Source organism: Micromonospora sp. NPDC007230, assembly GCF_042869115.1.
In the GTDB taxonomy this organism is placed as follows: Bacteria; Actinomycetota; Actinomycetes; order Mycobacteriales; family Micromonosporaceae; genus Micromonospora.
The window spans coordinates 76,159-87,842 of record NZ_JBIAFE010000024.1 but is presented as its reverse complement, the minus strand read 5'-3'; the positions used below and the strand labels follow the sequence as shown (position 1 = coordinate 87,842).

9 protein-coding genes are annotated in these 11,684 nt (G+C 73.5%); all 9 read left to right on the top strand.

The window, feature by feature from the left end; genetic code table 11:
- Window positions 1–127: 127 nt before the first annotated feature.
- The 9 genes from mraZ to murG all read left to right on the top strand — a co-directional run bounded on the left by mraZ (window position 128) and on the right by murG (window position 11,670).
- Entirely contained in the window at window positions 128–559 is a 432-nt protein-coding gene (gene mraZ / locus ACFYML_RS28205) for a division/cell wall cluster transcriptional repressor MraZ (protein ID WP_357435173.1), read from the top strand.
- Between the two features lie 203 nt (window positions 560–762).
- The gene (gene rsmH, locus ACFYML_RS28200) at window positions 763–1,869 is read left to right on the top strand and encodes a 16S rRNA (cytosine(1402)-N(4))-methyltransferase RsmH (protein WP_387423543.1); all 1,107 of its coding nucleotides are present in this window, start codon (window positions 763–765) and stop codon (window positions 1,867–1,869) included.
- A complete protein-coding gene (locus tag ACFYML_RS28195) occupies window positions 1,866–2,465 on the top strand; it encodes a hypothetical protein (RefSeq protein ID WP_387423498.1) in 600 nt (199 codons plus the stop codon). Before rsmH ends, ACFYML_RS28195 begins: the two co-directional genes overlap by 4 nt.
- Window positions 2,466–2,468: 3 nt before the next feature.
- Entirely contained in the window at window positions 2,469–4,685 is a 2,217-nt protein-coding gene (locus ACFYML_RS28190; protein WP_387423497.1) for a peptidoglycan D,D-transpeptidase FtsI family protein, read from the top strand.
- A 52-nt stretch (window positions 4,686–4,737) separates the two neighbouring features.
- Window positions 4,738–6,351: a UDP-N-acetylmuramoyl-L-alanyl-D-glutamate--2,6-diaminopimelate ligase gene (locus tag ACFYML_RS28185; RefSeq protein ID WP_387423496.1), complete on the top strand. Its 1,614-nt coding sequence runs from the start codon at window positions 4,738–4,740 to the stop codon at window positions 6,349–6,351.
- Window positions 6,348–7,745, top strand: coding sequence for a UDP-N-acetylmuramoyl-tripeptide--D-alanyl-D-alanine ligase (gene murF / locus ACFYML_RS28180; RefSeq protein WP_387423495.1), 1,398 nt, complete (start codon window positions 6,348–6,350; stop codon window positions 7,743–7,745). The genes ACFYML_RS28185 and murF overlap by 4 nt, the downstream gene beginning before the upstream one ends.
- Entirely contained in the window at window positions 7,742–8,869 is a 1,128-nt protein-coding gene (mraY, locus tag ACFYML_RS28175) for a phospho-N-acetylmuramoyl-pentapeptide-transferase (RefSeq protein WP_387423494.1), read from the top strand. Before murF ends, mraY begins: the two co-directional genes overlap by 4 nt.
- A gap of 279 nt (window positions 8,870–9,148) precedes the next feature.
- Window positions 9,149–10,564, top strand: coding sequence for an FtsW/RodA/SpoVE family cell cycle protein (locus ACFYML_RS28170; protein ID WP_387423542.1), 1,416 nt, complete (start codon window positions 9,149–9,151; stop codon window positions 10,562–10,564).
- Window positions 10,564–11,670 carry an undecaprenyldiphospho-muramoylpentapeptide beta-N-acetylglucosaminyltransferase gene (murG, locus tag ACFYML_RS28165; RefSeq protein ID WP_387423493.1) on the top strand — a complete coding sequence of 369 codons (1,107 nt, stop codon included), beginning with the start codon at window positions 10,564–10,566 and terminating at the stop codon, window positions 11,668–11,670. The genes ACFYML_RS28170 and murG overlap by 1 nt, the downstream gene beginning before the upstream one ends.
- Window positions 11,671–11,684: the final 14 nt, after the last annotated feature.

Below are 11,684 nucleotides of genomic sequence, written 5' to 3'. Positions count from 1 at the left end.
GGCGTTTCTGGTTGCAGGTGGAGGGAAGTGGAGTAGAGTGGGGCGCGATGGTGAGGCCGGGAGGGCCACACCGGCCCGGGGGGTCAGCGGCGCCGCGAACGCCGCTCAGGGCGAGGGGGTTGGGCCGATGTTCCTCGGCACCCACACCCCGCGCCTGGACGACAAAGGCCGGTTGATCCTGCCGGCGAAGTTCCGGGACGAACTGGCGGGGGGTGTCGTGATCACGAAAGGGCAGGAGCGCTGCCTCTACGTCTTCCCGATGCCCGAGTTCCAACGAATCGCCGACCAGTTGCGCGCGCAGCCGATGACGAGTAAGACGGCCCGGGCCTACAGCCGGGTCTTCTTCGCCAGCGCGCACGACGAGGTGCCGGACAAGCAGGGGCGGGTCACCATCCCCGCGCACCTGAGGTCCTACGCCGCGCTCGACCGGGATCTGGTCGTGATCGGCGCGAGCACCCGGGTGGAGATCTGGGACAAGGCGGCCTGGGAGGCCTACCTCACGGAGAGCGAAGACGACTTCGCCGACATCGAGGAGGGGGTGCTGCCCGGCGGTCTGTAGGGCGTGACGACGCCCGACGTACTGCGAGATCTCCAGCCGCTTTCGAGTTCCTGGCACCCCTTCCCCGGTGCCAGGCGCACGATCCAACGGGAGGGCCGCGGCCTCCGGCGGGCGGGAGCGGATGGGGATCTGGCGGTATGACGAGGCGTCGTGGCGACGACGGACGCGATACGGACGGAAGGTTTCAACCAGTGGGGGTCGACATGGGGGAGCTACGCGGCGCACACGTGCCGGTGCTGCTCGAGCGGTGTCTTGAGCTGCTCGCCCCGGCGCTGGGCCGGAAGGGCCGGACCGTGCACGTCGACGCCACGCTGGGGCTGGCCGGGCACGCCGAGGCGGTGCTGGCGGCGCACCCGAACACGGTGCTGATCGGCCTGGACCGGGACACCGAGGCCCTGGCCCACGCGCGGGTCCGACTGGCCCGGTTCGCCGACCGGATCCACCTGGAGCACGCCGTCTACGACGAGCTGCCCGAGGTGCTCGACCGGCTCGGGTACCCGGCGATCGACGGGGTCCTGTTCGATCTCGGCGTCTCGTCCCTGCAACTCGACGCGCCCGACCGCGGGTTCGCGTACGCGCAGGACGCCCCGCTGGACATGCGGATGGATCAGACCCGGGGGGTGACCGCCGAGGAGGTGGTCAACACCTACTCGCACCCCGAGTTGGCCCGGCTGCTGCGGGTGTACGGCGAGGAGAAGTTCGCCGGCAAGATCGCCTCGGCGATCATCCGGGAGCGCGAGCGCGCCCGGATCACCTCGTCGGCCCGGTTGGCCGAGTTGGTCCGGGAGAGCATCCCGGCACCAGCCCGACGAACCGGCGGACACCCGGCAAAGAGAACGTTTCAGGCTTTACGGATCGAGGTAAACCGGGAACTGGCAGCGCTGGAAGCGGCGCTGCCGGCCGCGCTCGACAAGCTCACCGTGGGGGGCCGCATGGTGGTCCTGTCCTACCACTCGCTGGAGGACCGGCTCACCAAGCAGGCGCTCGCCGACCGGGTCCGCAGCAAGGGCCCGGTCGACCTCCCGGTCGAACTGCCCGGGTCGGGCCCGACGTTCCGGCTGCTCAGCCGGGGCGCCGAGCTTCCCGGGGAGGCGGAGGTCGCCGCTAACCCGCGCGCCGCGTCGGTGCGGCTGCGGGCAGCGGAACGGCTCGACCCGGAGGCGGCCCGGCAGGGGCGTACCGACCGCGAACGGTACCGCCGCCGGGTGAAGGCGATGCACCAACCGGGGACGGGGTCACCGGGGTCCGTACCGGACCCGTCGGCCCCGGGGGACGGGAACGGGACGGACGACGAGGGGGAGGGGACATGAACGTCAACACGCGCGACGGCCGGGACGCCGTCGGGCAGCGCGCACCGCGGTCGGGGGGCCGGACCGCGGCGCAGCGCACCACGCGTATCGCGACGGCGACGACGGGGGCCGACCGACGCGACCGCCGGGAGGAGACTCGCGCCCGGGGGGCGCGCGAGTTCGCCACCGAGGGCACGGCCGCGCTGCGGCCGGCCGAGCGGACCCGGAACACCGGTGCGGCGTCGCCGCGGCTGCGGGTCGCCCCGCCGCCGCCGGTGTCCGTGCCGCGGGCGCCGTTCGTCGGGCTGATCCTGGTGCTGGTGGTCGGTGGGGTGCTGGGCATCCTGGCGATCAACACGAAGATCAACGAGAACGCGTTCAAGCTGGAGAGGCTTCAGCAGGAGCAGGCCAAGCTCGACGTGGACCAGCAGCGGCTGAAGCAGGAGATCGCGGAGCAGGAGGCGCCGGGCAACCTGACCGCCAACGCCCGCAAGCTCGGCCTGGTGGAGTCCGGCGATCCGGCGTACATCCGGCTGCCGGACGGGCAGATGATCGGGGTGCCGCACCCGGCGCAGGGCGCGCCCGCCATCACCAGCCAGCAGGGCAACGGAGGCTGAGCCGTGCCGCCGAGATCGGAGGAACCGCGCCGGGACGCCACAGGCTCCCGGCGCGGTTCGTCCCCGGGCCGCCGGGGCGCCGACCCGCGCTCCGGGGAACCGGGCGTCGGCGGGATCTCCGACGCCCGGGCGTACACGCCCCGGGGGCGGACCATCCGGGAGGGCGGCGCCGCCCGGACCGGCGGGGGCGCCGAGCAGCGGCGTACCCCGCGCAGCAGCCGCTCCGGTGACCCGTTCCGGCCGGCGCTGCAGGTGCTCGACGGCGGCCGGGCCGGGGCGACCCGCGCCGGCCGCCGGGACACCGCGGGCGGCCGGAGCGGCGTGGTGCGGACCGTGTCGGCGCGCCCGGTCCGGGAGCCCTTCGACGACGACGAGGCGCCGGCACCGCGCCGCCGGACGGCCCCGCGCCGCCCGGCCCGCCCGGCTGCCGCCCGCCGGCCGTCCCGCAAACCGCGCCGGCCGCCGAAGCTGGCCGACCCGCGCCGCCGGCTGCGGCTCGGCACGCTGCTCGCCCTCGCGCTCTTCGCCACCATCGGCGTCCGGCTGGTCTTCCTGCAGACCGTGGACACCCCGGCGTACGCCGACGGCGGGCTCGCGAACCGGCTCACCGTGGTCGAGCTGCCGGCCCCGCGCGGGGCCATCTACGACTGGAAGGGCGAGCCGCTGGCGCACAGCGTCGAGGCGCGCTACGTCTTCGTGGACCCGACCAAGGTCAAGGACCCGCTGGCCACCGCGAAGCTGCTCTCCCCGCTGCTCGGGGTGCGGGTCACCGAACTGGCCGACAAGATGAAGGAGCGCACCCTCCCCGGCACCACCATCAAGTCCCAGTTCGAGTATCTGGCCCGCGGGGTCGACATCGACAAGGCCAAGCAGATCATGGCACTGGACCTGGCCGGCATCGGCACGCACCGGGACGAGAAGCGCGAGGTGCCCGGCGGCGATCTGGCCGCCAACCTGATCGGCTTCACCAGCCAGGACATGAACGGCCTGGAGGGACTGGAGGCGAAGTACGACGACCTGCTGCGGGGACAGCCCGGCCGGAAACGGTACGAGGCGGGGCAGGGCGCCCTGGCCGCGCCGATCCCCGGCGGCTACAGCGAGACCACGCCGGCGAAGCCCGGCAGCTCGCTGGGGCTCACACTCGACCGTGACCTGCAGTTCCAGGCCCAGCGGATCCTGTCCGCCCGGATGGCCCAGACCCGGAACAGCGTGGGCGCGGCGGTGATCATCGAGGTGCCCTCCGGCGAGGTCCGGGCCCAGGTGAGCTACCCCGGCTACAGCGCGACCGAGCCGACGAAGGTCAACTCGCCGAGCGACCGGGCGGACGCGGCCACCAGCTTCGTGGTCGACCCGGGCTCGATCCACAAGGCGATCACCTACGGCGCCGCCCTCCAGGAGGGCGTGATCACCAAGGACACGGTCCTTCCCGTCGCGAACACGATCATCAAGGGCGGGGTGAGGTTCGAGGACACCCACCCGGCGAACGGGCGGCGGATGAGCATTCCCGGCATGCTGGCGTTCTCGTCCAACGTCGGGACCATCGAGATCGCCGACAAACTGGGCCGGGACCGGCTCATCGACTACCAGAAGCGGTTCGGGCTGGGGCAGCCCACCGGCGAGGGAATGCCCGGGGAGGCCTCCGGGCGGTTGCTCCCCGCCGACCAGTGGAGCGGTTCGGCGGACGGGTCGGTGCCGATCGGGCACAGCGTGGACGCCACGCCGTTGCAGATGGCCGCCGCGTACGCCGCCATCGCCAACGACGGGACGTACGTCCAGCCGCATCTGATCAAGGAGGTGATCGGCCCGGACGGGAAGCGGACGCCGGGGCCCGCCCCGGAGACCCGCTCGGTGCTCAGCCCGCAGAACGCCGCCGCGCTGCGCACCATGCTGGAGGCGGTCACCACGGTCGACGGCCCGGACGGCTCGGCCACCGGCCTGGCCGCCGCGGTCCCCGGCTACCGGGTGGCCGGCAAGACCGGCACCGGCCTGCGGTACGTCGACGGCAAACGGCAGCCGGGCGAGGTCCACTCGTTCATCGGGATGGCCCCCGCGGAGAAGCCGCGGTACGTGGTGGCGGTCTTCGTCTGGAGCCCGGGCGGGGAGGTCGGCGGGGTGGCCGCACCGGCCTTCCGGGACATGATGGGCTTCACTCTCGCGCACTACCGGGTGCCGGCCTCGCCGACCAACAAGTCCCCCAAGTTCGAGGTCTTTCCGCGCTGAGCGGGCACCGGGAGACATCATCGGTGAGTGGCGACGAACCACCGGGGCGGCTGTGCGCTCGGGACCGGACGACCGGGTAGGGTCTGACGCCGTGCCCGGCAATCCACGTCCCCGTACCGTGCATCCCGTCCGGCTCGGCGACCTCGCCGCCCGGTTGCGGGCGAGCGCGCGGAGCGAGCTTGCGAGCCCCGCAGCCGCCAGCGAAAGGCAGGGTCAGCTGCCTCCGGAGGCCGCCGACGTGGCCGTCACCGGGGTGACCCACGCCAGCCAGGAGGTCCGCCCCGGCGACCTGTACGCGGCCCTGCCCGGCGCCCGCCGGCACGGCGCGGAGTTCGCCGCCGCCGCGGCCGAGGCCGGCGCGGTGGCCGTGCTGACCGACCCGGCCGGGGTGGCGCTGGCCGCCGAAACGGGCCTGCCCACGCTGGTGGTGGACGATCCCCGGGCGGTGCTCGGCGAGGTCGCCGCCACGGTATACGGCGATCCGACCGCCGGCCTGACCGTGATCGGCGTCACCGGCACCGCCGGCAAGACCTCCACCAGCTACCTGATCGAGTCCGGACTGCGCGCCGCCGGGCACACCACGGGCCTGATCGGCACCGTGGAGACCCGGCTCGGCGACCTGGTGATCGACAGCGTCCGGACCACCCCGGAGGCGACCGACCTGCACGCCATGCTCGCCGTGGCCCGCGAGCGGGGGGTCGACGCGGTGGTCATGGAGGTGTCCAGCCACGCGCTGGCCATGGGGCGGGTCGGCGGGGTGCGTTTCACCGTCGGCGGCTACACCAACTTCGGCTCCGACCACCTGGACTTCCACGCCGACGAGGCGGACTACTTCGCCGCCAAGGCGAAGCTCTTCGACGGGCGCTGCCAGGTCGAGGTGCTCAACCACGACGACCCGGCGCTGCGCCCGCTGGTCAAGCCGGCGACCGTGACCTACTCGGCGGCCGGCGACCCGACCGCCACCTGGTGGGCCGACGGCGTGGACGGCGAGGGGTACGCCCAGCGCTTCACCGTGCACGGCCCGGACGGGCTGACCCTGCCCACCGGCGTCTCGCTGCCCGGGCGGCACAACGTGGCCAACGCCCTGCTCGCCATCGCCACCCTGGTGGCCGCCGGGGTCGACCCGGCCACCGCGGCCCGCGGGGTGGCCGCCTGCGGCGGCGTGCCCGGGCGGCTGGAACTGGTCAGCGGCGACGCCCCGGTGCTCGGGGTGGTCGACTACGCGCACAAGGCCAACGCCATCGAGGCGGTGCTGACCGCCCTGCGGGACCTGACCACCGGCCGGCTGATCTGCGTCCTGGGCGCCGGCGGCGACCGGGACCGGGGCAAGCGGCCGGTGATGGGGGCGGTCGCGGCGACCGGAGCCGACGTGGTGCTGGTGACCGACGACAACCCGCGCACCGAGGAGCCGGCCGCGATCCGGGCCGAGGTGCTGGCCGGGGCGTACGCGGCGAACACCGCCGCGCGGATCATCGAGGCGCCCGGCCGGCGGGCCGCGATCGAGGAGGCGGTCCGGTTGGCCGAACCGGGTGACATCGTGGCCCTGCTCGGCAAGGGGCAGGAACGCGGCCAGGAGATCAACGGCGAGGTGCTGCCGTTCGACGACCGGGTGGAGCTCGCCGAGGCGCTGCGGGTCCGGTTCGGCGACCTGGTGGGGCGGCCATGATCCCGCTGACCCTGGCCGAGGTGGCCGTGGCCGTCGACGGGCGGCTGGTCGCCGCCGACCCGGACGTCCGGGTCACCGGGTCGGTCGAGTTCGACTCCCGCAAGGTCGGCCCGGGCGGCCTCTTCGTCGCCTTCCCCGGCGAGCAGGTGGACGGGCACGACTACGCTGCCGGCGCGGTCGACGCCGGCGCGGTGGCCGTGCTCGGCACCCGTGAGGTGCCGGGCGTGCCGATGGTGCTGGTGGCCGACGCGCTCGACGCGATGGGGCGGCTGGCCCGCACGGTGGTCGACCGGCTGCCCGGACTGACCGTGATCGGGCTCACCGGGTCGTCCGGCAAGACCACCACCAAGGATCTGATCGCCCAGCTCGCGGTCCGGCTCGGCCCGACCGTGGCGCCACCCGGCTCGTTCAACAACGAGCTGGGGCACCCGTACACTGCGCTGCAGGCCGGCCCGGAGACCCGATACCTGGTCATGGAGAAGGGCGCCCGCGGGGTGGGGCACGTGCGCTACCTGTGCGAGGTGGTGCCGCCGCGGATCTCCGTGGTGCTCAACGTCGGGGTCGCGCACATCGGCGAGTTCGGCTCGGTGGAGACCATCGCCCTCGCCAAGGGGGAGCTGGTCGAGGCGCTGCCCGCCGACGGGCTGGCCGTGCTGAACGCCGACGACCCGCTGGTCGACGCGATGGCGGCGCGCACCGAGGCCCGGGTGGTCCGGTACGGCGAGTCGGAGCGGGCCGACGTGCGGGCGGTGGAGGTGACGCTGGACGGGCGGGGCCGGCCGTCGTACACGCTGGTGACCCCGGAGGGGAGCGTGCCGGTGCGGCTCGGGCTGACCGGGCGGCACCAGGTCTCCAACTCGCTGGCCGCCGCGGCGGTCGCCCGCGAGCTGGGAATGCCGCTGGCCGAGCTGGCCGCCGCCCTGGGTGAGCTGGGCCTGGTCTCCACCCGCCGGATGGACGTCTTCGAACGCGCCGACGGGGTCACGGTGATCGACGATTCGTACAACGCCAACCCGGCGTCGATGGGCGTGGCGCTGCGGGCGCTCGCCAGCCTGCGCGGTCAGGGGCGTACTGTCGCGGTGCTCGGCTACATGGCCGAGTTGGGAGACTTCGAACGGGAGGGACACGAGCAGGTCGGCCGACTCGCGGCCGAGCTGGGTGTCGACCGGCTGCTCGTGGTGGGCGAGCCGGCGGCGCCGATCCACCACGGGGCGACAGCGGTAGGCAACTGGGGAGGAGAGTCGGTGCTGCTCACCGATCAGGCGGCGGCCGTCGAGGTGCTGCGGAGCGAGCTACGTCCGGGTGACGTGGTCCTGGTGAAGGGCTCCCGGTACCGCACCTGGGAGGTGGCCGACGCGCTGCGCGCGGACGCCACCGAGGGGGCCGCCTCATGAGGGCGGTCATCGTCGCCATCGGGGTCGCCTTCCTCATCTCGCTCTTCTGTACCCCGATCGCGATCAAGGTGTTCGCCCGGCTGAAGGCCGGCCAGCCGATCCGATCAAACCTCGGGCTCGCCAGCAATGAGGGCAAGAAGGGCACGCCGACGATGGGCGGCGTGGTCTTCATCCTGGCCACGGTGATCGCGTACGTCGCCGGCCACCTCGCCCTGACCACCCTGCCGGACGCCCAGATCGCCCAGGTCGAGCCGACCATCACCGCGCTGGTGCTGCTGGGGCTGATGGTGTTCTCCGGCGCGGTCGGCTTCATCGACGACTTCCTGAAGGTGCGCAAGCGGCACAGCGGTGGCCTCAACAAGCGCGGCAAGCTGGCCGGCCAGATCCTGGTCGGGGCGATCTTCGGCGTCGTCGCGCTCTACTTCCCGAGCACCATGTACGACGTCAGCGGCAACCGGACCAACGCCGAGACGGTGGGCAGCACCACGCTGAGCTTCATCCGGGACATCCCGGCGCTGGAGATCGGCAAGATCGCCTCGGTGATCGTGATCATCCTGGTGGTGATGGCCGCGACCAACGGCGTGAACCTCACCGACGGCCTCGACGGCCTGGCCACCGGCGCCTCGGTGATGGTGCTCGCCGCGTACGGGCTGATCGCGTTCTGGCAGTACCGGCACTGGTGCGCCGACCCGAACTACACCGAGGCGTACTGCTACACCGTCCGGGACCCGCTGGAGATCGCCCTGATCGCCGGGGCGGCGGCCGGTGCCTGTGTCGGCTTCCTGTGGTGGAACACCTCGCCGGCCCGGATCTTCATGGGCGACACCGGGGCGCTCGGCCTGGGCGGCCTGATCGCCGGCATGGCGATGTCCACCCGGACCATCCTGCTGCTGCCGATCGTCGGCGCGCTCTTCGTGATCATCACGATGTCCGTGGTGATCCAGATCATCTCGTTCCGGACCACCGGCAAGCGGGTGTTCCGGATGTCGCCGCTGCAGCATCACTTCGAGCTGGCCGGCTGGAGCGAGGTCAACATCGTGGTCCGGTTCTGGATCATCGCCGGCATCGGCGTGGCCATCGCGCTGGGCCTGTTCTACAGCGAGTTCCTCGCCGCGGTCAGCTGAGCGCCGCCGTGCAAAGGGCCCCGGCCGACGGCCGGGGCCCTTTCCTCTTCGGCAGGTCCCCGGTGGTGACCACCGGTCCGCTGGCAGGCCGTCTTCCCGCCCCGACACGCCGACCGGGCGGTTGCGCCACGGGCGGGCGGGTCGAGCCGCGATGATGGGCGGGTGGGGGAGGGACGAGACACCGAGGGCACCACCGATACGCAGAGCAGACGGGCACCGGCCGCGACCCGACCGGCCGACCCGCCGGCCCCGCCGCTCGGGCTGGACGCCGCCGGCGGGCTGGCCGCGCTGCGCGGCCTGCTGGCCCGGCCGTTGGCCTCCTACTATCTGCTGCTCTCCAGCGCCGGCCTGCTGCTGCTGATCGGCCTCACCATGGTCTTCTCGGCGACCAGCGTGAAGGACTACGCCGAGGACGGCGACGCCTCGGCCTCGCTGGTCAGGCAGACCGTCTTCGCGGTGATCGGCATCGTGGCGTTCTGGGCCTGCCAGCGGCTGCCCGCCCGCACCTTCCGGGCGATCGCCCGGCCCTTCCTCGGCGTGGCCGTGGTGCTGTTGCTGATCCTCAACCTGCTGGTCGCGCTGCAGGCGCTGTTCCGGGTGAAGTCGGTCGGCCCGCTCGAGGCCAACCTGCTCTGGCTCTGGCTCGGCCCGGTCTCGGTGCAACCGGTCGAGGTGGCCAAGTTCGCGCTGGTGCTCTGGGGCGCGCACGTGCTGGCCCGCAAGGGCGCCGCGCTGGGCTGGTGGAAGGAGCTGGCCACCCCGCTGTTCCCGGTGGTCGGGCTGCTCTCCGTGCTGGTCGGCTACAACGACCTGGGCAGCATGCTCTGCCTGCTGGCCCTGGTGGTCGGCATGCTCTGGGCGGCCGGCGTACGGAGACGGGTCTTCGCCGCCCTCTCCGCGGTCGGCCTGCTCGGCGTCGGCCTGCTGGTCGCCGCCGCGTCCCTGGGGGCCGGCTCGGGTTCGCGCGATGCCGACAACTACCGGCTGACCCGGCTCACCTCGTTTCTCGACCCGCCCGACCCGAAGACCTGCTTCGAGCAGCAGTTGGAGGGCTGCTACCAGCTCGTCCAGGCCCGCTACGCGCTCGGCCACGGCGGCTGGTTCGGTGTCGGGCTGGGCAAGAGCACCTTCAAGTGGGCCTGGCTGCCCGAGGCGCACAACGACTTCATCTTCGCGATCATCGCCGAGGAGTTGGGCGTGGTCGGCTGCACCGTGGTGCTGGTGCTGTTCGCCGTGCTGGCGTACACCGGGCTGCGGATCGCCCGGCGGGTGGAGGACCCGTTCCGCCGGCTCGCCGCGGCCGGCGTCACGGCCTGGCTGGTCGGCCAGGCGGTGATCAACATCGGCGGGGTCACCGGACTGCTGCCGCTGACCGGCGTGCCGCTGCCGTTCATCTCCGACGGCGGCAGCGCCCTGGTGGTCACCCTGGCGGCGGTCGGCATGCTCGCGTCCTTCGCCCGGGCCGAGCCGGACGCGGCCCGAGCCCTGCATGCCCGTCCGCCGGCCCGGTGGGTCCGACTACTCTGGGCCCCGTTGCCGCCGCTTCCCGGCCGGCGCCGCCGCCCGGCGACGCCACCGGCGGACCGTGGGTCCGTACCCCGGTCCCGGTCGCGGCGGGAGGACGACCAGGCCGCAGCCCGCGCCGCCCGGCGGGGCCGGACGCGCGCCGGGACGGCGAGCGAGAGGAGACGCTGATGGGTCCGCTGCGTTCGGTGGTGCTCTGCGGAGGAGGCACCGGCGGGCATATCTACCCGTTGCTCGCGTTCGCCGACTGCCTGCGCCGGCACGACCCCAGCGTCCGGATCACCTGCCTCGGCACACCCAAGGGCCTGGAGAACGAGCTGATCCCGCCGGCCGGCTACGACCTGCGGCAGATCCCCGCCTACCAGCTGCCCCGCTCGGTCAACATGAGCCTGGTCCGCACCCCGGACCGGATGTGGAAGGCGGCCCGCGCGGCGGGCAAGGTGATCGACGAGGTGCGGGCCGACGTCGTGGTCGGCTTCGGGGGGTACGTCTCGGTGCCCGGCTACCTGGCCGCGTGGCGCCGGGAACTGCCGATCGTCATCCACGAGGTGAACGTGCCGCCGGGCGTGGCCAACCGGCTCGGGATGAAGTTCACCAAGCACGTCGCGGCGGGCTTCCCGCACCAGCCGGCGCAGGCCGAGTCGCTGCGCAACGCCCGGGTGGTCGGGGTGCCGCTGCGCCGCGGCATCGCCGGTTTGGACCGGGCCGCCATGCGCAACGCCGCCCGCGCCCACTTCGGACTCCGTCCCGACCTGCCGGTGCTCTTCGTCGCCGGCGGCTCGCAGGGCGCCCGCTCGATCAACCTGGCGGTCTCCGGGGCGGCCAAGGAGTTGGCCCGCAACGGCGTGCAGGTGCTGCACGTGATCGGCGCCCGCAACGAGCCGGTCTCCATCCCGACCGACCTGCCGGTGCCGTACGTAACCCTGCCCTACCTGTCCGAGATGGAGCTGGGCTACGCCGCCGCCGACCTGATGCTGGCCCGGGGCGGCGCGATGACCTGTGCCGAGGTGGCCGCCATCGGGCTGCCCACCATCTACGTGCCGTACCCGCACAGCAACCAGGAGCAGAAGCGCAACGCGCTGCCCGTGGTGGAGGCCGGCGGCGGGCTGCTCGTCGATGACGCCGAGCTGACCCCGGGCTGGCTGGAGCGGACGGTCATCCCGCTGGTCCGGGACCCGCAGCGGCTCGCCGCGATGGGCGCCGCCGCGGCCGCGTACGGCCGGCGCGACGGCGACGTCGCCCTGCTCAACTTCGTCTACGAGGCGGTGGCCCGATGACGCCGGCCCCCGCG